At 54.5% G+C, this 22,198-nt stretch carries 20 protein-coding genes; 8 read left to right on the plus strand and 12 right to left on the minus strand.

The window, feature by feature from the left end; all coding sequences use genetic code 11:
- Positions 1–22 precede the first annotated feature (22 nt).
- On the plus strand, positions 23–634 hold the full coding sequence (locus OLTU_RS19845) for a hypothetical protein (protein WP_141734504.1): 612 nt from the start codon (positions 23–25) through the stop codon (positions 632–634).
- Positions 635–728: 94 nt separating this feature from the next.
- On the opposite strand, the gene OLTU_RS19850 is transcribed toward OLTU_RS19845, so the two are convergent.
- The 3 genes from OLTU_RS19850 to OLTU_RS32420 form a co-directional block, all read right to left on the minus strand.
- Entirely contained in the window at positions 729–1,064 is a 336-nt protein-coding gene (locus tag OLTU_RS19850) for a hypothetical protein (RefSeq protein ID WP_218110147.1), read from the minus strand.
- 56 nt (positions 1,065–1,120) lie between these two features.
- The gene (locus tag OLTU_RS19855) at positions 1,121–1,375 is read right to left on the minus strand and encodes a hypothetical protein (RefSeq protein WP_141734506.1); all 255 of its coding nucleotides are present in this window, start codon (positions 1,373–1,375) and stop codon (positions 1,121–1,123) included.
- A 79-nt stretch (positions 1,376–1,454) separates the two neighbouring features.
- A complete protein-coding gene (locus OLTU_RS32420; RefSeq protein WP_218110148.1) occupies positions 1,455–1,814 on the minus strand; it encodes a hypothetical protein in 360 nt (119 codons plus the stop codon).
- Between the two features lie 361 nt (positions 1,815–2,175).
- Between OLTU_RS32420 and OLTU_RS19860 the strand changes: the two genes are divergently transcribed.
- Positions 2,176–3,096: a patatin-like phospholipase family protein gene (locus OLTU_RS19860; RefSeq protein ID WP_141734507.1), complete on the plus strand. Its 921-nt coding sequence runs from the start codon at positions 2,176–2,178 to the stop codon at positions 3,094–3,096.
- 22 nt (positions 3,097–3,118) lie between these two features.
- Positions 3,119–3,583, plus strand: a complete 465-nt coding sequence (locus OLTU_RS19865; RefSeq protein WP_141734508.1) for a hypothetical protein — start codon at positions 3,119–3,121, stop codon at positions 3,581–3,583.
- On the opposite strand, the gene OLTU_RS19870 is transcribed toward OLTU_RS19865, so the two are convergent.
- Positions 3,574–5,595 carry a neutral/alkaline non-lysosomal ceramidase N-terminal domain-containing protein gene (locus OLTU_RS19870; protein WP_141734509.1) on the minus strand — a complete coding sequence of 674 codons (2,022 nt, stop codon included), beginning with the start codon at positions 5,593–5,595 and terminating at the stop codon, positions 3,574–3,576. The two genes, OLTU_RS19865 and OLTU_RS19870, sit on opposite strands and share 10 nt — an antisense overlap.
- A gap of 394 nt (positions 5,596–5,989) precedes the next feature.
- Here OLTU_RS19870 and OLTU_RS19875 point away from each other — a divergent pair, with 394 nt between their 5' ends.
- Complete coding sequence (locus OLTU_RS19875; RefSeq protein ID WP_141734510.1) at positions 5,990–6,664, plus strand: class I SAM-dependent methyltransferase; 675 nt, start codon at positions 5,990–5,992, stop codon at positions 6,662–6,664.
- A gap of 27 nt (positions 6,665–6,691) precedes the next feature.
- On the opposite strand, the gene OLTU_RS19880 is transcribed toward OLTU_RS19875, so the two are convergent.
- From OLTU_RS19880 to OLTU_RS19895, 4 genes are all read right to left on the minus strand, one after another.
- Positions 6,692–7,414, minus strand: coding sequence for a M12 family metallopeptidase (locus OLTU_RS19880; protein WP_141734511.1), 723 nt, complete (start codon positions 7,412–7,414; stop codon positions 6,692–6,694).
- Positions 7,415–7,680: 266 nt separating this feature from the next.
- The gene (locus OLTU_RS19885; RefSeq protein ID WP_141734512.1) at positions 7,681–9,912 is read right to left on the minus strand and encodes a xanthine dehydrogenase family protein molybdopterin-binding subunit; all 2,232 of its coding nucleotides are present in this window, start codon (positions 9,910–9,912) and stop codon (positions 7,681–7,683) included.
- Complete coding sequence (locus OLTU_RS19890; protein ID WP_141734513.1) at positions 9,909–10,904, minus strand: FAD binding domain-containing protein; 996 nt, start codon at positions 10,902–10,904, stop codon at positions 9,909–9,911. The genes OLTU_RS19885 and OLTU_RS19890 overlap by 4 nt, the downstream gene beginning before the upstream one ends.
- On the minus strand, positions 10,901–11,434 hold the full coding sequence (locus OLTU_RS19895) for a (2Fe-2S)-binding protein (protein ID WP_141734514.1): 534 nt from the start codon (positions 11,432–11,434) through the stop codon (positions 10,901–10,903). The genes OLTU_RS19890 and OLTU_RS19895 overlap by 4 nt, the downstream gene beginning before the upstream one ends.
- Positions 11,435–11,632: 198 nt before the next feature.
- Here OLTU_RS19895 and OLTU_RS19900 point away from each other — a divergent pair, with 198 nt between their 5' ends.
- Entirely contained in the window at positions 11,633–12,685 is a 1,053-nt protein-coding gene (locus OLTU_RS19900) for a DUF2804 domain-containing protein (RefSeq protein WP_176736785.1), read from the plus strand.
- 14 nt (positions 12,686–12,699) lie between these two features.
- The gene (locus tag OLTU_RS19905) at positions 12,700–13,491 is read left to right on the plus strand and encodes a sterol desaturase family protein (protein ID WP_141734516.1); all 792 of its coding nucleotides are present in this window, start codon (positions 12,700–12,702) and stop codon (positions 13,489–13,491) included.
- Between the two features lie 15 nt (positions 13,492–13,506).
- Here OLTU_RS19905 and OLTU_RS19910 read toward each other — a convergent pair whose 3' ends face one another.
- The 3 genes from OLTU_RS19910 to OLTU_RS19920 form a co-directional block, all read right to left on the minus strand.
- Positions 13,507–16,332 carry a 7TM diverse intracellular signaling domain-containing protein gene (locus OLTU_RS19910; RefSeq protein ID WP_141734517.1) on the minus strand — a complete coding sequence of 942 codons (2,826 nt, stop codon included), beginning with the start codon at positions 16,330–16,332 and terminating at the stop codon, positions 13,507–13,509.
- 76 nt (positions 16,333–16,408) lie between these two features.
- Positions 16,409–16,720 carry a hypothetical protein gene (locus tag OLTU_RS19915; protein WP_218110149.1) on the minus strand — a complete coding sequence of 104 codons (312 nt, stop codon included), beginning with the start codon at positions 16,718–16,720 and terminating at the stop codon, positions 16,409–16,411.
- Between the two features lie 2 nt (positions 16,721–16,722).
- Complete coding sequence (locus OLTU_RS19920) at positions 16,723–17,478, minus strand: hypothetical protein (RefSeq protein WP_141734519.1); 756 nt, start codon at positions 17,476–17,478, stop codon at positions 16,723–16,725.
- 289 nt (positions 17,479–17,767) lie between these two features.
- Here OLTU_RS19920 and OLTU_RS19925 point away from each other — a divergent pair, with 289 nt between their 5' ends.
- Positions 17,768–18,829: a glycoside hydrolase family 6 protein gene (locus OLTU_RS19925; RefSeq protein WP_141734520.1), complete on the plus strand. Its 1,062-nt coding sequence runs from the start codon at positions 17,768–17,770 to the stop codon at positions 18,827–18,829.
- Positions 18,830–18,832: 3 nt separating this feature from the next.
- Here OLTU_RS19925 and OLTU_RS19930 read toward each other — a convergent pair whose 3' ends face one another.
- Positions 18,833–19,474 (minus strand): matrixin family metalloprotease, encoded by a 642-nt coding sequence (locus tag OLTU_RS19930; protein WP_141734521.1) that lies wholly within the window; start codon positions 19,472–19,474, stop codon positions 18,833–18,835.
- 355 nt (positions 19,475–19,829) lie between these two features.
- Between OLTU_RS19930 and lon the strand changes: the two genes are divergently transcribed.
- Complete coding sequence (gene lon / locus OLTU_RS19935; RefSeq protein ID WP_141734522.1) at positions 19,830–22,196, plus strand: endopeptidase La; 2,367 nt, start codon at positions 19,830–19,832, stop codon at positions 22,194–22,196.
- The last annotated feature ends 2 nt before the right edge of the window (positions 22,197–22,198 follow it).

The following is a 22,198-nucleotide window of genomic DNA, read 5'->3' on the forward strand; positions in this document are numbered from 1 at the left end:
AGTTCCGTTCAAGGAGACTGTCATGCAAGCTCTTCGGACCATCAGTGTCTTTGTATTGTTACTCAACATCCCATACGCCCTGGCAGATTCCGGTTCAAGCGCCAAGGTTCGGAAAGACAAGTTCGTCCAGGCAGGGGTGCATGGCGGAGTCAATGGGTCGGGATCCAATTTCGGTCTCTTTCTCCCAGGGGACAACCGGATTGATGTATCTTACTCCATGTCATCTATCGAGTTTTTGGGTCTTACCTACAAGGAAAATCTCTATAGCCTTGAGTTCCAATCCTTTCTAGGCAACAGTTTTTACTATGCGTTGGGCGTTACACAGAGAAATCTTGAGATCACGATTCGGGATTTTTATATTCCGGAAACCGGCGGTGTCACAACCTACCTCACTTCCAAGGGTCAATCGATCGGTCCACACCTTGTCATAGGAAACGAATGGCAGTGGGATTATTTTTATTTAGGTGCGGAGTGGGTGGGTGTTATCAGTAGCTCCAGCTGGAAGTATGAAAATGAATATCCGGACGGAACCTGGACTCAGTCTGAGACAGATTATTGGGATAAGAACATCGAGAAGGCCATCAAGCAATCATCTTTTATGGGACTGAATTTGACGTTGGGCTTTTCGTTCTAGGCATATATACTCATTCGACACGTTTAATTTCTGGAGTCCTGGCCGACAACAGCATCGAGCGGGTCGCTCATCGTGCAGCCATCGGACGAGCTTATCAGTGAGCAATTTGGAGAATGCTTTTTGCTCGTTCAATCTCAGGGGCATTATCCAGAAGCTGCAGATCTTTCATTCGCACTTTCACGCTTTGATGCAACTTCTGGGTATTTTGCTTCGCAAGTAGATCCATGATACTGATGGAACTTCTCAATATCGTGAAGCCAATAGAGAGTGTATTGGTAACCTGCCCGTTCTCGGAATGTAGAGGGTGTTTTTCCAACATCTCGACACTGAGGTGGTAGCGCAGCGCAAGAATTTCTATGAATTCCTGCGAATCGGACGGAAAAAGCATCAACAAAGTTCCGTCGTTGATCATGTCGTCAATAGAGCTCACGATTTTTCCAATCTGCTTGACATAGGTATCTTCAAGCAACTCAAACTCTGAATCGCCTAGTGGTGACGCGACATTCTGCGCTCTACCTGGAAAAATTTGACCGCTTCATAGTACGCGTAAAGTTGAGACTTCAGTGAAATTACCCGGCTGACGACCATATCTGCCTTTTCATATTCGAAGGTTTCCCTTTCATCTTTCTTGATTCCAAGGTAAATGCCCAGGGCCATGAAAAAGAATCCAACAAAGGGCGCTATTTTTTTTCCAAAGCGTTCTGCAAATTTCGTAACCTTCTCCCACTTCACTCGAACCATGATCCCATCCTTTCCTGGAAAGTTAATTGGTTTAATAATATCATTAAGATAAACTATAGGGAACTGGTCACCATTTACTCTATTTGCCACCTGAGTCTCTAGCATTCAAGCAGAGCCTGCGGCGTAAATTCATGTTCAGGAAAGGTTCGGTTATGGTGCTCACAGCTTCCAGCTTACTGAATTGTGAACCATCAGCTTTGAAGAGCGGCAGATTGTTCGAATGAAGCCTGACCAGGACATATGCCTTATGGCGATCAATGTATTCAATGCCGGAGCCTCGCGATTTGCCACGATCCCCGATAATGAAGCCACCATTGTTAACAGTATAGCGCTCAAAGGAGTCACCCGAACCAGTGCGATCGACAGTATTGATCTCAAATGAATCACAAATTACGTCAGGTAACTTCAAGCTAACCGTCAATAGCGGATCCGATTTCATCCTATCGGATGTCCCGTATAACTGAGTTCTTTGCCTCGAGCTTTGATGATTTTCATTGCAACAGAAGTACAAATAAAAGGTTCAAAGCAATGTATCCAAAACTGCACTCCTATTTTGAAGCCAACATGATCGATGAAATTCGTTCACTACCTATAAATGAGAAAGCGTTTGAAAAGCCCACTTCACTCATCCCTCCAGTGAGGAGCCAGCCCCTCACCGGACACACCCCACAATCCATCATTCCCGCCCCCCTCATTTCAAGCTATACTCAATAGAGATAATCTCATAGCCTTGAGCAAACACCAAAACAGGGGCACTTCCCTCGTCAGTGTCCCGACTTAAGATTTTGGAGGCAGTCTGGATGTTCTATAAGATCCTGGCGCTGGATGGTGGTGGTCTGCGTTCGATTTACTCCGCTCAGCTTCTTTTCCGCTTGCACGATCAGTTCAAGATCCTGGACAAGGTCGATATGATCGCCGGCGTCAGCGGCGGGGCGATTATCGCCGCCGGCCTGGGTTGCGGCTGGTCCCCGAGCCAGATCGTGGATTTCTTTGCGAAGGACGGCCCGGATATTTTCGAGCGCACGGTTTATCCCGGGATGATGGACGACCTCGCCTACATGAACCGAAGCAAGTATGGGGAAGGCCGGCGCCGTTTCTTTGAGCAGTACTTTGGAAAAAAAACCCTGGCCGAGGTCAAGAGGACCATGGTGATCCCGAGCTTTGATGCCAGGCATAAGTCAGGCATCTGGCAGACGGTTTCCTTCAGCAACTTCCCCGGCTCACCTCTTCGCGATGCCACCCTGGTCGATGCGGTGATGAGCAGCAGTGCGGCTCCGGTTTATTTTCCTGTGAATACCACCGATGTCGAAGGTCATGTCACCAAATACATCGACGGTGGACTCTGGGCCAACAATCCCAGCGATACCGCTCTGAGCGAAGCCGTGCGCGATGATCACGGTGGGGCCGACTGGCACAAGGTCGTGGTCCTGTCGATCGGCACGACGCGCGGGAAGAAAGTCCTGAGCACCCCCAAAAATAATCTCGGCTGGCTTGACTGGTTCCGTGCGGACCTGATCGATATGATCCTGGATGCGGCCGCGAAAAGCGCCGTCGACTATAAAATGAGAAATTACCTTGGCGCCCGCTACCAACGTCTCGATACTATACTGGAGGACCCTATCGATCTGGATGATATTTCCAGCATCTCGCGACTCGTGGGTCTCGCCAATGAATTCGATATCGACCCGGTCGAACGATGGCTCGAAGGCTTTTGGGTCTGAAGACAAAGGAGAATGAGACCGCATGTTACGCAAACTTCTGCGCGCCACCCTGCTGATGCTGACTGTCGCCTCACCAGCCCATGCGGCTACGCACGGCCCCTTCGGCCTGGGTATTTCCCTGATTGATCCCACCGGGATCAGTGCCAACTACTATCACGAAAAGCAAAAGAGCTTTGCCGCGGCCCTCGGCTGGGGCGACGATTACCTGCGTTTGAATCTGGATCACCTCTGGTACCGCCGGGATATCATTGTGATCGACCGCATACCGATCGATCTCTACTTCGGCGTCGGCGCCCGTTACTACCAGCACGAAAAAAGAAACAACGACGACGAAAGCGAAATCGGTATCCGCTTCCCGGTGGGCGTGGCTTACATTTTCCGCAAGGTCCCGATCCAGCTCTTCGGCGAGCTGGGACCGGCCCTCGTGATCGTGGATGAATCCGCCTTTATCATCGATATCGCGATCGGCGGACGCTACTACTTCTGAGCCATCGGCAGCGTGGCCAGCTCAAAGGCCCGCGTGCAACCCTGATAAGGTTTGAACACCCCGGTAAAAATCTGCTTTCCATGCCCCTGATGACAGATGCGATAGGTCCCGGCCGCAGTGGACGCTGCGGTCAGCCAGCTCACCGTGATGAGGGAATCGGATATCCCATCGCGCTGCCAATGATAAAACGTATCCGGGTCCCAGTCATAGCGCACCGCCTGCCAGCCGCCCTGGACAAGCTTTTGCACGGTCAGCAGCGTCCGATCCCTTCCGTTTAAACTGTTATTCGGATGCGCCCCCCAGAACTGCACATCAATCCGGGCACCCGCCGCATAGACCGCGGCCGCATCCCGCTTCACATCACCCCATTTTTTGCCGAACGGCGCCGTATCAAATATCACGCCGTGTTTCACAATCAGCTGATCATCCGAGAGATCCGGCGGCGGCTGACCAGGATCCACCGCCCGTCCATCCCGCAGGGCGGTTCCGAGTTCGCTGTAAATCTGGGTATATGCCGCGAGGGACCAGGGTCCGAACAGCGTCGAACCCCCCTCATAATTTTGTTTGCTGTACTCCTCGCGTGTGGTCACATAATGCAGATATTCATTCGCCAGAGCACTTAGCGCTACGTATTTCACGCCTGCCGGGGCCATGATATCGAGGATCGCTTTTTTCAAACGCCGCCCGGCCATGGTCGTAATTTCAAAAGGTGCGGCCACGATCACGAGCTGCCCAATGCGCAGCATCTGAAACGGAGCCACGCGCGCTGTCCAGGGATGCGGCAGCACAAAGCCAGTCGGCAGAAGGATCACCTTCTCCGCATGACAGGCCTGTTCCTGAGGCATAAGCGTGATCTTCGGCCAGTCGACGCCATAGACCGTGCCTTCCTTGAAGATGCTCAGCGGCTGACCATTCTCCGTTCCCGCGGCAAAGGCCACACCGAGCGCGCCGTTGCAGGTCTTCTGAGGCCCGTGACCGGTATAGGCACCATCCACTTCATGATAAGCCATATCCACAAAGGAATGCACAGCCCCCAAAGGTCCGCTGATCTCCTCCTGCGCCTGTTCGAAAAGTTCAAAAGCTTTTTTGTACTGCGCATCCGCCGATTCTGAATTGCGGGGATAACCATCCACCTCCGCCGGCACCGGATGGGAAATATCATAGGGACTGATATCCCCGGAGTTGGCCTGCACGAATCCCGCAACGAACTCGCCATCCTTCAGATAGGTGGCTCCCATTCTTTTTTCAAACTGATAGGCCGCCAGGCCCTTATTGTCCCCGCTCACAAATTTATTGCTGAGTGGCAGCGACACGCCGTGCACGGCAAACCAGTTGAACGAAGCCAGAGGCCGGCCGTTCTCTGCCACCGCCTTGATCTGAATCATCTCGGGATCGGAGGCCTGCCCGAAAAGTTGGTGATCGGGGTTGGCTTCATAAGCCTCCAGCGAGCGATTGAATTGAATGCCATCGAGTTCCCCTCGGCTGATGAACAGCTCAGCCGGCTGCTGCTGCCGCCAGGCTTTGACGATCGAACGCGCGGTTCCCGCCACGATCGCTTCAAAATTCGCCCGACTGAAACCAAGAGTCGTCACGTTGTAAAGCGCATGATGCGCGTAACCGCCCGGCCCCGCATGCGTATGGGTCACACTCAGGATCAGATTCCTATGTTGAAAAACTCCGGGCAATTCCTTCTGCAAGCGATCCAGGACCGCCTGTTTCACGCCATGAAACATCAGCGCCTGGTCGGCAATCACCATGGCCACCGGCTCCTGGCCGCAGCCGTTGCTCACCACCAGGGTGCGACTTCGCAGCCGCATATGCAGCCCCTCGCCAACCTGGCCCAAATCAGCGTAACCGAGCATGCCCAGTTCCGCAACCGGCCCGGTGATATCGTCCTGGGCGGCGCCCACGCGATAGCCTGGGACCGAACAAGGCTGGGCGGCCTGCAAGGTCTGCATAAGGCTCCAAAAACCAAGGCTCAGGGCGACCGGGAACATTCTTCGCAGTATCATGATTCCCCCTCAGGCTCATGCCAGCGTTGTTATGAATGTGCGATTCTTCTGCCCACACTATGGATCAGGCGGCTACGGAGGTGTAGTAGAAAAAAATAATCACGGTCGGCTCGACGCGACTCACACTCCCCAAAGAGACGAGGCAGAAAGAGGCACCCGGAGCGGATTCCCCCAGGTGCCCGCAACCATTCATTTGTGAGCTTTTGTTCGGCTGAGGATAGTGTGCCCACGGGGCCACGGGAATCGAATTTTTGTGACTTGATCGAACACCTGACCCCACCCTATACTCCCCCTCTTTTCACTCTGGCTTTGTCTTTCATGAAACCTTTGTTAAAACAGGGAGTAGGGTTGACGCCTCAACCCGTGACCATGTCCAGGGGAAAGGGGGGTGGCTATGGATGCCAAAACATACTGGGATCAGCACTATACTGAAAAAGTGTTTGCGCAGGGCAAGGCCCCCAATCCATTTCTGGTGGAAATGCTGCCGCGCCTCGAAAAAGGCAAGGTTCTGGACATCGCGATGGGCGAAGGCATCAATGCCGTTTACCTCGCGCAGAAGGGATTCCAGGTCAAAGGCTTTGACATCAGCAAGGTCGCTGTGGAACGGGCCAAAACCCTGGCTCGCGAGACCGGGGTGACCATCGAGGCGCAAACCGCCGACCTCGATCTTTATCTTTTCGGCATCATGGAATACGACAGCATTATCATGACCCGCTTCCGCCCCTCGGTCTCGCGTTATTACACGAACATCATGAGTGCAATGAAGCAGGGCGCCACGCTCCTGATTGAATCCCTGGGCGTTCCGGAAATGCCGGAGGCGATTCCCCAAAGCGAATCCTATCGCAACCTCTACTACACCTCGAATGAGATCCTGCGGGAGATCAAGGGTCTGCGAATCCTGTTTTATCAGGAGGGCCTGGTCGACGGCAAACATGTGGTGCAGTGTCTGGCGCAAAAGCCACATGACAAGGATGCAGCCAGACTGAAACTCTTTGATATGTCGACCAAGGGCAAGGATCTGGAAAGTTCGAAACATCTGGAGCTGGCCGAGAAACTCTTCAAGAAGTGAAACCAGCCAGCTCCGTTCAACGTCGGATCAGTAGCGTTTCAGGACCGGGTAAAGGGCCCGGATCCCGGCGATATCACCCGCGGACAGTCGCTCCGCCTTCAAATTGCAGTACGACATCACCGAGTCATAATCGGGCCGTCCCACATAATCGACCGATGAATTTTCGTAAACATTGGCGTGATTGGCACCAGCCTGGCATTCGCCATGAGCCGGCCGATAATCTGTACGCGTGTGTTCATGCAAAAGACCCAGCGCGTGACCTATCTCATGAAGAAAGGCCGCCCTGGTTCCAGCCATTACGGTTTTCCGTTTGGATCTGTTTGAATACGGATAATGATCATCCATACGAATCCAAAGTGTGGCTCCATTTTCACCCTGGATTCCATAGCGGGTCATGCCCACCTTGGACATGCCACCACCATAACTGTAACTGCCGTTTCCATCCCAGTTGTGACCCAGCTTGAACTTCACGCGGATGATGGGTTTGGAGTAATCCTCAGACCGGCAGTCACGCCATTTCTGGAAGTAAACACCAGCCCGTGCATACTCATTGACCGCTGTGCGCAGAAGATCCCGATAAATTTCGTCGCTCACCGCCGACCTGTTCACAAAACAGATAGGGATTAAGCGTGGATTGGTCCAACGGGTGGCATCGGCATCAATAACGGCATCGGTTGTGGAATCTGTCTCCACTCCGCCACAGCCCATAAGAAGCAACAGAAGCGCGGTGCTTTTTGCAGAAAATTTCATCAATTTTTCCCTTTCAACTTCAACCTGTGATGAAAAAACAAGGTCTCCCAGCAAGCCTTGAAAAAAGGCTTATTCTTAATCAGCGCGAGTTTTGTGTCATGACTGGGAGACAGGTGCGATGATCAATCGCACGGCTTAAAAGCTCGACCGGTGAGCGCGCACCGTTTATAGCGAGTTCGAACGAAGTTTACAATATGCGGGATTTTCGTATAAAAATTTCTGCTGTCCGCAGGCAACAACCTGCGGTCAGAATGATTGAAAAATGTTCAAGCGATGACTTTATCCAGAGTAAACGGCAGATCGCGCAGACGCCGTCCGGTGGCGTGAAAGATGGCATTCCCCACGGCAGCTGGAACACCGACGATTCCGATTTCACCCAGACCTTTGATTCCGAGAGGATTGACGATCTCATCCTTCTCTTCAATAAAGATCACATCGATATCAGGAATATCCTTGTGAACCGGGATGTGGTATTCCGCGAGGTCATGATTCATAAAACGCCCCAGCTTATGATCCATGATGGATTCCTCCTGCAGAGCCATGCTGATGCCCCAGACGACACCTCCCACGATCTGACTGCGGGCCGTGAGGGGATTGAGAATGATTCCGGCATCCACGGCTGAAACCACACGCGAGACCGTGACGGTTCCGAAATCCTCATCCACTTTCACCTCGACGAAAACTGCGGCGTGCGTAACCCTTGAAAAGCGTTCCTGCTTCACCACATTGGGCAGCGATTTCACTTCCTCATCCAGGGAACTGACACCGGCATAACGCAGAATGCTCGCAATCGAAAGAAGCTGCGTGGGATGCGACTTCAAATGCAGGAAGCCATCGGCAAAGACCACCTCTTCAAAGGAGTGCTTGTAAAACGGAAGATCCTTCAGCCCGGAGGCCAGGTCAAAGACCTTGCGTTTCAGCTTCTGACAAACGGCCAGCACAGCGGAACCCACCGATGAGGCCGTGAACGATCCGCCCGAAAGCGGTGCAAACGGCAGGGAGCTGTCACCGAGTTTGAAGACGACATCGCGGAGAGGAAGGCCCAGGGTTTCCGCTGCGATCTGGCTCATGACGGTATAGGTGCCCGTTCCAAAATCCGCGGTCGCACTGCTGACGATCAAACGACCATCAGCCGTTAGGATCGCGCGGGCACTCGCCGGTCTTTGATAAGCCTCCCACATCCCCGAGGCCATACCCCATCCCACCAGCTGATGCCCCTCACGCATCGAACGCGGGGACTGGGGTCGCCCGGCCCAACCGAAACGCGCTGCGCCCTCTTCAAAACAGGCGAGCAGTTCCTTGGTCGAAAAGGGTTTGTCATGCAGGTGATCATGATCCGCGTGGTTTTTCTTTCGAAATTCCAAGGGATCGATACCGGCCGCAAAGGCCATTTCATCAATCGCTGTTTCCAGCGCATAGACGCCGCTGGCTGCGCCCGGAGCCCGCATATCAAGTGGTGTATACGTATCGAGTCGGGCGAGCTTGTGATCCAACCGGATATTGTCGCATTGATATCCCGATCCCGACCAGGCCACGATCTGTTCGGCATAATCTTCAAACTGTGAGGTCTCCGAGAGGGCCTCATGCGTGATGGACTGCAGCTGTCCATCCTGATCCGTCGCCATCCTGAGTGTTTGCAAGGATCGGGGTCGATGCCCAAAGGTGAACATCTGGGGTCGGGTGAGAACCACGCGCACCGATCGCTTCAATTCCAGCGAAGCCATAACCGCCATAAACAGCTGATACTGCGGCCGCAGACCCGAACCAAACGCTCCCCCCACAAAAGGGGAGAGCACGCGGACCTTATCCTTTTTCAAATTGAAGACACTGCACACATAACTCTGACTGTTCAGAACACTCTGTGTTTTATCATAAACGGTCAGCCGTTCATCGCCCTCCCAGATGACTGTGGAGGCATGCATTTCCATGGGATTATGGTGCTGCATCGGCGTGCTGTAATGCGCCTCGATCTGAATCGGCGCCTCTGTGAAAGCCTCCTCCGGATTGCCGCGCGAATTCGGTGGCGGTTCATAACCTGACTTTGCCTTGCCGGGATCAAAGGCCTTATCCCTTTGTGTTTCCAATGAAGTCGTCGGCGGCTCGGCCCCATATTCCACTTCGATCAACGAAGCCGCATAACGGGCAATTTCCAGCGTTTCCGCCACCACAAGGGCCACCGGCTGGCCACTGAAATAGATGCGTTCGGAAGCCAGCGGGCGGAATGGAGATCCATCCGGACTGTCCTGATCCCGATAGCTGCGATCAAACCAGGCCGTCCGTGGCCGGTTCTCATGAGTAAAGATTTTCAGAACACCTTGGATGTCCAGCGCCTTTTGCGTATCGATCGAACGGATCCAGCCCTTGGCAATGCGGCTGGACAGCACATAACCATGGGTGAGTTCAGGAACCGTGATATCCGCCACGTAAGGCGCCCGGCCGGTGACCTTAAGCGGCCCATCCACACGAGGGAGCGCGCGACCAATCATGGACTCTGTCATGATGCAACCTCCAGACCCGCGGCCTCTTTCAGACTACGGATGATGACGCGACGCGCCAGTTCAATTTTAAAATTATTCTGCCCCTGCCCTTCTGCTCCCTGCAGGAGTTCTTCCGCCACGGCCTTGAATAGGGCTTCCGTCGGCTGCTGATGTTCGAGCAGGGCTTCCGCTTCCGGGCGCCGCCAGGGTTTATGCGCAACCCCTCCCAAAGCGATGCGGGCCTTTTGAATCAAACCATTCTCGATGACAAGACCACTGGCCACGGATACCAGTGCGAAGGCATAGGAACTGCGATCCCGCACCTTGATGTAACTGTGATGCTGGGCGAAACCTTCAACAGGAAGTTCCACGGCGGTGATCAGCTCATCCTCACGCAGATTGGTATCACGCTCCGGTGTGTCTCCGGGCAGGCGATGAAAGTCCGCAAAAGGAATAGCCCGTTCCCCTTCACAGGATTGCACGCGCACCTCAGCTTCCAGAGCCGCCAGCGCCACACACATATCCGAGGGATGCACCGCAATGCACGAGGGACTGGCTCCCAGGATCGCATGCATGCGATTGCAACCACCGATGGCGCTGCAGCCGCTGCCGGGTTCGCGTTTGTTGCAGGCTGTGGCCTTATCGTAAAAATAATAACAGCGCGTGCGTTGGAGAAGGTTGCCGCCCGTGGTCGCCATATTCCGCAGCTGCGGCGAGGCACCCGCGAGGATGGCCCGGGAGAGAAGAGGATAACGTGCCTCCACCAGGGGATGCCAGGCCACATCACTGTTCGTTACCAGCGCACCGATGCGCAGATGCCCATCATCCTGTTCTGTGACCTGATCCAGGGGCAAGGGATTGATATCAAGCAGCTCCGCCGGTCTCTCGACATCCGCCTTGATCAGATCCAGAAGGTTGGTGCCGCCACCGATGAACTTCGCGGCGCTGGCGTTTCTCATATGATGCAGCGCCCCTGTGATATCAGCCGATCGTTGATAGGTAAACTGCATCATGAGTGGCTCTCCTTCATCACCTTTTCAATCGCGGCCACGATATGCGGATAGGCTCCGCAGCGACACAGGTTGCCGCTCATGAATTCCCGAATATCATCCCGCGTTTTCGCACGACCCTCGGCGATCAGACCCATGGCCGAACAGATCTGTCCCGGTGTGCAGTAGCCGCACTGATAGGCATCGGCTTCCACAAAAGCCTTTTGCAGAGGCGCAAGTTCATCACCCTGCGCCAGGCCTTCGATGGTGACGACCTCCGCCTCATCCTTCATCACCGCCAAAGTCAGACAGGAATTGATGCGACGCCCATTGAGCAGAACCGTGCAGGCTCCGCACTGGCCGTGATCGCAGCCCTTTTTCGTGCCCGTCAATCCCAGGTCCTCGCGCAGAGCATCGAGAAGCGAGGTCCACGCTTCCACATGCAGCCGCTTGCTGACGCCATTTACAGTCAAATGTATGGACTGCGCCGTCGGTGATAAGGGTTTTCTCCGCAGGGCAGGTCCCGTGCCTTCGCCAGTGGCTGGTCTCTCCATAAAACGTCCCTTTCAGCTTCAGTTTGGGAAATCGTCATCCGGCATGCAAAGGCAAGGCCATGTCAGGATCCATCCATGGGCCCGTGGCCGCTCGGGGGAAATTACGCATACGTCTGTTCTGCGAAAAATTCTCACTTGCAGCCTTCCCGTTTCCTAGTAGATTGCTTGATCGGATGAACCGAATACATGGAGACTTCTGTGGCTGGGACAATGCCTTATATCGTCGATGCCGATGGGCGCTGCGCTTTTGGGCGCTACACCCTGCCTTTCGCCAACGCCAACATCAAGGATGGCTATCTGGAAGACTATGCCAGCTGGCTTCGTCAGCCGACGCGCTGGAACACCTGGTTGCGCTCGCTACGACTCAAGGAATGGCATTTCGTATCGATCAATCATCCCGATATTTTCGTGGCCCTGGCGGTCGCGCAGCTCGGTTATGTATCCAATTTTTTCGCCTATGTCGTCGACAAGCGCAGCGGACGCATCCACGAATGGGGCAAACGCGTGCCGCTGGGGCGCAGTCTGCGTTTTGGCGACTCGTCCATTCAGGGAAAAACCATCTGGCAAAACCGCAACACGCATCTCGTGATCGACAATCAGCCCAATGGCTGGGATATCGAGCTGAAGCTGGACTCCCTGACGGCCAGCTTTCATATGATCCGGGATGAAGCGATGGCACTGGTTTTTCCGCTGGCCAGGAGCCGGGCGGGCTATACGCACAAGGAAGCCGGCAACGCCGTGCGGGGTCATCTGCAATTCCAGGGCGAAAACTTTGCGTTGACGCCAGACAATTGCCTTGGCGTTTCGGACTGGTCGCGCAGCTTCTCCAATCACATCACCCAATGGAACTATGCAGCCTTCGCTGGCCGTCACGAAGGGACGCGTCTGGGTCTGAACCTTTCGCAGCTCATCTACGATGATGACACCGGGGCCAGTCAGGAAAATACGGTCTGGGTCGACGGTCGCAGCCACCAGGTCGGTGCGGCCCGCTTTGTCCTGCCGGAAAACAAGGAACTGGATCGCAAGACCTGGCGCATTGAAGCGGTGGATCCCAACAACACCGCGGCCTTGAATGTGGATCTGATCTTTGAGCCCATGGGGGTCAGACGCGAGCATGTTTCTCTAGGCATCCTGGCCTCGAAGTTCACCCAGGCCTTTGGTCACTACTCTGGTACCATAAGCGTGAACAACCACTCCTATCGCGTGGATCGCGTCTTTGGAGTGGCCGAAAAACACTACTCCAAGTGGTAAGGGGGATCAGGATCATGCAGGAACACATGCTTTTTTTCGTGGGCACCAGCCTTGTGCTCATGGGTACGTTTTGGATCGGCGTCGCGTTCTACAACTGGATCGATAGGAAAAAACTTTTTGCCCGACACAAGATTCAGGCCAACCGCTATGCTTCGGAGAAGCAGGTGAAAAAAGCGGCCCGTTTGATCCTCAAGCACCAGATCTTTATTCTTCTGCCGCTGCTTTTTCTCACCTACCCGCTCTTTGCCCAACTCGGCATGAACTTTTCCTTTCAGGATTGGCCCCCGGTTTGGATGATCGCGCTGCAGATCGTTTTCTTCATGCTGGTCGAGGATTTCCTCTTCTACTGGACGCATCGCATTCTGCACCGGCCGAACCTTTATAAGAAGATTCACAAGGTGCATCACGAGTTCGTGACACCGACCGCGATCGCCTCGCTCTATGCGCATCCCATCGAATTCATCGTCGCCAACTCCCTGCCGGTCATGGCCGGACCTGTCCTGGTGGCTCTATTCGGCCTGAACATGCATCTCGGAGTGCTGTGGATCTGGCTCTTCATTCGCGTGCTGGAAACGCTGGATGGTCACAGCGGCTACAATTTTCGTCTCTGGTTCCCCCACAAGCTGATCTATGGCGCCGGGGCCAAACCTCATGATGAACATCATTCGAAGTTCAACGGCAACTTTGCTTCGTTCTTTCATCATTGGGATCGGATTCACGGCTCTGAGCTTGTGGTGAAACCGCGGGCGGCTGCGAAAAAACCGACGGCTCAATCCCGGGATGCTGATGCGGTCTCCGTATCCTGAAGCGGACGGGCGGGATCAGGCACTCTGATCCAGCTCGATATGATCCTTGGCCTGCTCAAAAAGCTCAAAAGGCAGATCGATGACCAGCTGGAAGAGTCGGTGATGATCCGCCGCCTTCCCCTGAGGCAGGAGAACGATCCGCAGGGTTCCGCCAGCCTGATGAATGAAGCGGCGCACAGCATCCATGCCCACGCCACGACCGGAGATATCGGTCAGCTGGTTGGCCGTGGACAGTCCGGAATGGAAAATCAAATCCGCGATTTCCTCGGGACGATGAACCCCACCCTCCGGCAGCAGCTGCCGGGCCAGCCCGATTTCGCGCAAGCGGGCCAGATCCAATCCACGTCCATCATCTCGATAAATCATAATCACCCGCGTCCCGTGGCGTTCCATCAGTATCGTGATATTCCCCTGCCGGGACTTTCCGCACCGGGCCCGCTCTTCGGGTGACTCAATACCATGATCCATGGTGTTCCGCAGCAGATGAACAAAGGCATGCCGGATCAATTCCTCAGCCTTATCGCTCATGAGCAGGCGATCAACTTCGATCGTGACCACCGGAACGTCCTTTTGCAGATCCCGGGCCAGCGCCGGAAGGCTCGCGCACACATCCTCAAGGATCTCCTGCGCGCTGCGGAACATTTTTTGATGAAAGAGTGATAGGACGCGGTTGACCCCGACCTTGATCTCATCGGGAAGCGTTTGTCCCTCGACGGCCTGCGCCAGACCCCGATAGGCGCTCTCCACCTGCTCCACGTGAAACTCGACATGCCGGTGACTCTCCGTGCTGCGCCCCAGTTTTTCCCGGGCGATGCGTTCATAGACCGAGACGATCGCTTCCGCTTCCTGCAGGTCTCTTTCCATTTTCTTCAGATCCCAGCTAAGCGCGGGATTCTTCTGCAGCTGCGCATAGTACTGTTCCAAATCATGGAAGACGCTGGTCATCTTCTTCAAATAAAGGGCACGCGCCGAGCCTTTGATGGTATGCATGTTGATGAAGAGCATCTTGAGGATATCGAAGTTTTTCTTGCCGAGCCCCTGCGAATGGACGAGCACCATGTTTTCTTCCAGCAGGTCGCGACAGGACTGAATGAAGCGCAGGAAGCGTGGGGTCGGCACATTCAAAATCTCGCTGATGAACTCAAGCTCCTCCTGCTGTTCCTGGCTGCGCTCCTGCAGCTTGCGAATGTCCGTGACATCGCGCAGGGTGACCAGGATTTTGTCCACCTTTCCCTCCGCGTTATCAATCGTGTTCCAGGTCAGATCGAAGAATCTTTCCGTTCCATCGGGACCGGGACGTCTGAGTTTCTGCGGCAGCGCATGGCTATTGACATCAAAGTTCAGCACATCCTCGCCCAGGGTGGCCTGCACACAGCTGGTGGCCTGGCTGACCTGATCCGCCGAGAGATGGCTTGGCTTAAAGAGCAGGGTCGTGGCCTCAATGCGCTCCAGATCGGCATGGGCAAACATCTCGCGGAAGCTTTGCGAATGGTCCCGATGAACCTTCTGATCGGGCTTGATCATGAAAATACCGAGCGGGATATGTTCCATGATGGAACGGATGTCGCGGGTCTTCTCTTCAACCTCCGCTTCGACGTTGGCGATATGATGCTCCAGTTCCTTGTTCAGATCGGCAATTTTGAGATGATCCTGGGACTGTTCCACTTTGATCTTGTCCGCCAGCGCCAGTGACAGAAGGATGACTTCCAGCAGGGAACCAATCTGGCTTCCATATTCCAGAAGGGGCGAGCTGGGAAAAATTCCGAGGCGACTCAGATGGTAGAGAGTCAAACCCACCAAAAGAGCCGAGAAGGCCAATACAAAATAGCGAGCCGGACGGTAGCCCTGTCTCCAGGCAAGGATGGCCGCCACTTCCAGAACGGGCGGGAGAAAGGCAGCCACCAGAGCTCCATAGACGATGGAGATAAAATAGGGAGCCACCAGGGCCACCCCGACGAACACCAGCGAATTCAGCCAGATAAATTTGATCAGGCGATCCAGACGGGGACAATAACGATCCGTCTGCAGAAATTTCCTGGAAAAGGTGGTGCCCCATAACGCGGCGAAGCTTCCGACCAGCGGCAGAAAACGGCTGGCAAAATCGGGGTGATTGGGCATGAGGTACTGCAAAGCGAGCCCGCTTATAGCGAACTGAAAGGCTCCGAATGAGACGATATATATAATATAGTAAAGATAAAGCGCATTGCGGAGCGTGACGTAGATAAAGAGGTTATAGAGAGCGATCACGAGCATGCTGCCAAAGTAAATGCCCAGCGCGAACTGCTGCTTCGAGAGCATGCCGGCCATTCCTTTCGGCGACCACAGGTTCAGGGGAAACTGCAAGGAGCTTTCCGAATGAGCCCGCAAATAAAAGTCCGAGTGGGAATCAGCAGGCAAATCCACACGAAAAATAAAGGTCCGATGGAGGATCTCACGCTCATGAAAGGGTTTACGATCCCCCGTGCTGACCCGGGTGGAATGGCCATCCGGATGCACGCGGTAGAAATCCACGTGATCGTGCAGGGGATAGGCCAGCTCCAAAAACCAGACCTGGTCCTTATGCGTTGGATTGTGCAGGGTGAAGCGAAGCCAATAAGCGCTTTTCGAAAAACCGAAGTTAGGAATGTCACCGTTAAATCGGAACCATTTGAGGTCAGAGCCACGGTCGCGAATATCCTCGAAGCCCAGGGAACCGCCTTCATCCTCCAGGATGAGCACATCCCTGCTCAAAAAGTATAGATCCTGTTCAGGCTGCACGATAACGGGAGCGGCCGCGAAGGCTGCTGAAGCGAGAAAGAGAGCTTGTAAAACAAGAGCAAACAGGCTCGAGAGCCCGGACATGTTACCACTCCCATTCGTCCGACTTTTCCCTATCGTCCTGAATGGTAGCGTACATGAGGGAGTTCTTGCACAGGCCCTAGCGCGACGACCTCTTCACCCGCGGCAGAATCTCATGGACTCCATCCTCGGTAAAATAGCGCTCATGAAAACGCCAGGCACGTTGCGATTCCCAACCTGGAATCGGGGCCAGCGGCTGATGACTCAGGCGGGCGCGCAGACGCCGGAAGTGATCCAGGGAAAGATAATAAGGCACCCTTCGATGCGGAGTGGATCGCGATCCAGGAACAATAAGCAGTGTCCCGGTTTCTCCACCACGGCTATAAGCAGAAGCAGCCGACAGGAGGCTGGCCATCAAGGCCAGCGCTGGAAGGATGCGGCGCAAGTTCATTCCTAATCCCCAATTAAAGTGTGACGGTCGTAGGTGCCGATCATGATGTCAAAGAAAAACGGAATGGTCCCTGTTTCCGTATCCTTGGTTTGCTCGATGGACTTCAAAAGTTCACCGCTCATGGCCACCATGCGCGCCAGGGCTTCCTTGGTCACAGATTCCGACATATGCCCAATCCGGGCATACTCAGTTCCTACCATGCTTCGCGGGAAATAGTGCAGGTCCTTTTGTATTTGATGCTGAATATCATCAAGGTCCATTAAACGGAAACCGTTGCCATGCACGCGCAGAATTTCCCGTTCCTCGATGATCAGGCCGGCATCCACCATCTCCTCCAGGGCAAGGATGCCACGTTCACCGGTCAACCGCTGCACATCATCCCGCGTGGTGCCGGCGGATGTGAGGGCCAGTTTGATGATAAAATTGTGAGGATCCATGTAACGAAATTTTTTCAACATGGCCACTGATCCGTCGTCATCGAGTCCTTGTTCCGGATATTCCGCAACGACCTTGGCCAACGCCGGATAGTGGTCACGGATAAAACTCATCCGATCCTCGCGGAGCATGACCCGATCAATCAATTTAAAAATGGTTTCATCTTTGATGTCATTAACTTCGGCCTGCAAAATCCTGCGAAGCGTCGCATAGGGCACTCCGGTTCGCATCGACAGGGCCTTGATACTGACACGCGGAAAGCGTTCAAAGTATCGTTTGACAGCTGTTTGCACGGCTTCAAACTTGGGTGACATTTCTCTCATGGCCGGCACACCTCCCGCTCGGTCGCATTGGTCGCATTTGGTCCCTTCCTATCCCAAAATTGACAAATACACAAATGCTAATTAAATCCAACTATTAGACCTGGATAAAGCTATGATTTCAGCAGGTTGGGGTGCATAAAATGCAGAAAAAGTGCTTATTCATCAAAATATTTCTGGCGGAGTCCTTTGACTGCGAAGCCGTCGCACGATTCTGAACCATCGGTATGGCCCTCGGATGGGGCAGTTTTGATACCATGGAAGCAGCGCCCGATGCATAAAGGAGATCACCATGAAGGCTATCCGTCGTGAACTTTGCCTTGTCCTCTGGCTGCTGGCCTGTGAAAGCACACCGGAACCTGAGACCATGACGGCACCTGGGCCTGAGATAAAAACGACAGCGACACAAGCTCCGGCTGGGGTGGCGACGGCACCGGCAGCTGTCCCGACTCCAGAACCCGAACCCGCAGCGGAGGAACCCGGCAGCCGCCAGTTCTGGGTGGATCCCAAGCGCGAGGTGGTTCAGGCCGCAGCCCGTTTGCAGGCCACCGAGCCGCGCGAAGCGGAATGGTTGCGTCAGCTGGCGGAACAGCCCACCGCGGTATGGTTCACAATTCAAACCACCAACCCTTTGGCTGCGGCTGGTCAGCTGGCCCAGGCCGTGGCGGGATCGAACCGTTATGCTGTGGCTGTGATCAAAGCTCTTCCGCATCGTGATTGCATGCGATACACCACACGCGGCCTTGATCCGGAGGCCTATCGTCTCTGGATTCGGGACCTCGTGAAGGGTCTGGGGGAAACGCCCATCTATTGGATTCTGGAGCCTGAGGCCTTGCTGCTGACGGGCTGTTTGAAACCCGAGGAAATCAACGCCCGCCTCGCCCTGATCGCTGAAACGGTTCTGGTTCTTAAGACGAACAGCAAGGCTCAGGTCTATATAGGGAGCGGTTATCCGGGCTGGCTGACAGTCGACGAAGCGGCGGCTCGCCTTGTGAAGGCCGGGGTTATGGCGGCCGATGGATTTGCGTTGAACGTCGGCCAGTATCACGCGACCCCCGACTGCATTCAGTATGGTCAGGAGATCGTGCGAAAGATGGGCGGCAAAGCCTTCGTGATCGACACCTCGCGCAATGGTCGGGGTGCCTTGCCGCAAGACTCCTGGTGCAACCCAAAAAATCGAGCCATAGGCGAATGGCCTCAGGCTCCGACAGCAATCGAGGGATTGGACGCTTATCTTTGGCTCAAGCAGCCTGGAGAATCGGACGGGAGCTGCAACGGTGGGCCGGCAGCTGGCGTTTGGTGGGAGGCGAAGGCCATCGAGCTGATGCGCAACGCCGTGCACCCTCCGGAATAAAGATCACAATTGTCTGTGCCTGTGGCCCGTACCATGACCCTGTTGCGCCGACACCATGCTCGTGGGGTCATCGAGGAAAGCGCGCACACTGCGGAAATAGTCGTCAAAGTCGACGGCATCTGAACCGTGGATGGAGATGCTGGGAAACATGACGCTGCCTTCGGTATGTGTGTGATCCATCTGCATACCGTGGCCTACTTCATGACAGAAAAGATGGAACAGGTGTTGATAGCCTTCTGACTCAGGATCCTGGATATAAGCCGCCTTCTCAAGAAAGTTATCCAGGTCGAAGATCAGTTCCATTCCATATTCAATCGTCATGGTTTCCGTTTGATTGAATTGCCCCGCGACAGTTTGCTTCTGCAGCGCCGTCCATTGTCCCAGACCCAATTTGCGACCGTCATCGGCGAGGTCCTTCTGAAAGTGGATCGTCGAAGTACTGTCTTCTTTTTTGTCGACCACGGACAGGGCCGTAAAACCCACGTGACGGTTGTAATCGGCGACCAGAATCTGCACCGAGTACTTGAGGGCCGGAGTATCGGTTTCAACGAAGATGCGGAAGTTTTTGACTTCCTCGACATGAGACTCACGGCAGGCGAGTGCGAAAAACGAGACCAGGATGAACGACAAAAGGCGCTTCAACATGAAAAACCTCAACAGCTTAGAGAGCAACAGCAACGTCAATCAGGGAGCGGATTTCAACTCCCAAGCGCACCTCGCATGAAGCAAGGCCCATACCACCGATTTCGACGGCCCACGCTGTCGGGTAAGCTTTTATTTACTAATGATTTCACAATATTAAATAGGAATTGCACGCCCTGTGTCAACGATTGTCGCCGGGCCGTTGCACATGCGTCGAAATTTTATACAAAGCGGCGGCCTTGGTTTTTTTGCGCGTATCTTGACAATTTTCCTTTAGACTCCATCTTTGGGATAACGCTTTGTGGGTCCCTGCGCGACCAACAGAGCCGAAATTGATGCGCAGCACCTGGGGTGGTCTATGACGGAGTTATCGAATCGCTGGGTTCCAGCCATGGTGTCCTCTCAATTTGTGCTTTTCCCGAGCACAGCCATGCCGGTCACAGTAACCGATGAAAAAAATCTTGCCGCCTTGCGCGAAATGAAAGCGCGTGGATTGAAAAATATTCACGTTGTGACGCGGAAGGACGCCGAGAAACCCATTTCGATGGAGACAATCCATACAACCAGCTGTGTCGCCGAAGTGGAGTACATTAAAGGCAATGATAACGAGGAGGTGCAGCTCATCGTTCGCGGCCTCGAGCGGCATCACATCGAGGACTTATCCTTTGAACATGACGCCTGGCTGGTTCGAACCCTGCCTGTCATTGTCGATCAGGACATCGATGCAGGCACGATTCAGACCTATCTTACGAGTATCAAAGAGCTGTCGGACAAGATTATTTCGTTCCTGCCCGGCAACATGAAACAGGTTGGCGACATGCTGCGGGCGATCGATGACCCTGAGCTGCTCGTGAACCTGATCGCGCCGCATCTGGAAGTGGATGTGGCCATCAAAGCCGCCCTTCTCAGCGAAACATCGCTCAACAAACGCCTGATGCTTCTGCTTGAGACCATGCAGGATCTGCGTCAGAGTCTGGAAATCCGCGCCGAGATTGGGCGCAAGGTTTCTCATAAATTCAATAAGCAGCATCGCGATGCCATGCTGCGGCAACAGATGCGCGTGATCCAGGAGGAACTTGGTGAAGGCGGTATGGCCAAGAATAGCTATACCAAACGCATCGAGGAACATCCCGATATGCCGGAAGACGTGAAAAAGGTGGCCCTGGAAGAGGCGCAGCGTCTGGCCGGACTGGAACGCAATTCCCCGGAAGCCCCGGGCATGCAGAACTATCTGGACCTTCTGCTCAGTCTGCCCTGGAAGCCTGGTGCGAAACGGGAAATTGATCTGAACAAGGCCCGCGATATTTTGAATCGCCATCACTACGGTCTCGATAAAGTGAAGGACCGTATTGTGCAGCATCTCGCTGTTTTGAAACTGAAGGAAAACTTCCGTGGTTCCATCCTGCTTTTGGTTGGACCTCCGGGTGTTGGGAAAACCAGTCTCGGCCGCAGCATTGCCGAGTCCATGGGTCGTGACTTCGTGCGGGCCAGTCTCGGTGGAGTGCGGGATGAAGCGGAAATCCGCGGTCATCGGCGCACCTATATCGGCTCGCGCCCCGGCCGTATCATTCAGGCTCTGAAGCAGTGCAAGCAGAACAATCCCGTGTTCCTGCTCGATGAGATCGACAAGCTCTCGCAGAGTTACAACGGGGATCCGGCGGCTGCACTTTTGGAAGTGCTCGACCCGGAACAGAACAACAGTTTCCGCGACCACTTCATGGAAGTTCCCTATGATCTGTCCCAGGTGATGTTTGTGGCCACGGCGAACAGTCTGGAATCCATCCCGGGTCCCTTGCGGGATCGCATGGAAGTGATTTCGATCGCCGGTTATACGACGGCCGAGAAACTGCATATCGCCAAGCAGCATCTCTGGCCTGAGCAACTGGAAACCCATGGCGTGAAACCGAGCCAGTTGATGATTTCGGACGATGCCCTCCTGCGGCTCATCTCGCACTATACGCGGGAAGCCGGCGTCCGGGAATTGAAGCGCAAGATTGCAGCTTTGATCCGTGGTTCGACCGAGGCGATCATCCAAAGTGAAACCGGCATCACCCTGAAGTTGGGTGACCTGGAGCGTTTGCTCGGCAACGAACCCTTCACACTGGAGCTGGCGGAAACGCATATGCCGGCCGGTGTGGTCACAGGCCTGGCCTGGACCCCGATGGGTGGCGACATCCTCTTCATTGAAGCCAAGGCCATGCCCGGCAAGGGTCAGCTGACGCTGACCGGACAGATGGGCGAAGTGATGAAGGAGTCGGTTCAGATTGCGATGACGCATGTGCGTTCGCTCCTGCCGAGTTTGAAAACGCAGCATGACTATGAAAAAACCGATGTGCATGTGCACGTCCCGGCCGGCGCGATCCCGAAAGATGGACCCTCGGCGGGTGTGACCATGCTGACGTCACTGGCTTCACTCTTCTCGCAAAGACCTGTGAATCCAAGCCTTGCCATGACGGGTGAAATCACTCTGCGCGGCGCGGTTACGGCTGTCGGCGGCATCAAGGAAAAGGTTCTCGCGGCTCACCGTGCGGGCATCAAACAGATTTTGATGTCGGAACGCAACCGCAAGGACATCCAGGATGTGCCCCAGGAAGTGCGTGATGAACTGGAATTCATCTTCGTGAGTCGGGTCGAGGAGGTACTGAAGCATGCTCTCGGACTCGACCTCGATGAAAAGCAGGGTGCTGCTCCAGAACAGGAATCGGGACGGATTGCCAGACTGTGATG

The organism is Oligoflexus tunisiensis, assembly GCF_001748245.1.
GTDB lineage: Bacteria > Bdellovibrionota_B > Oligoflexia > Oligoflexales > Oligoflexaceae > Oligoflexus > Oligoflexus tunisiensis.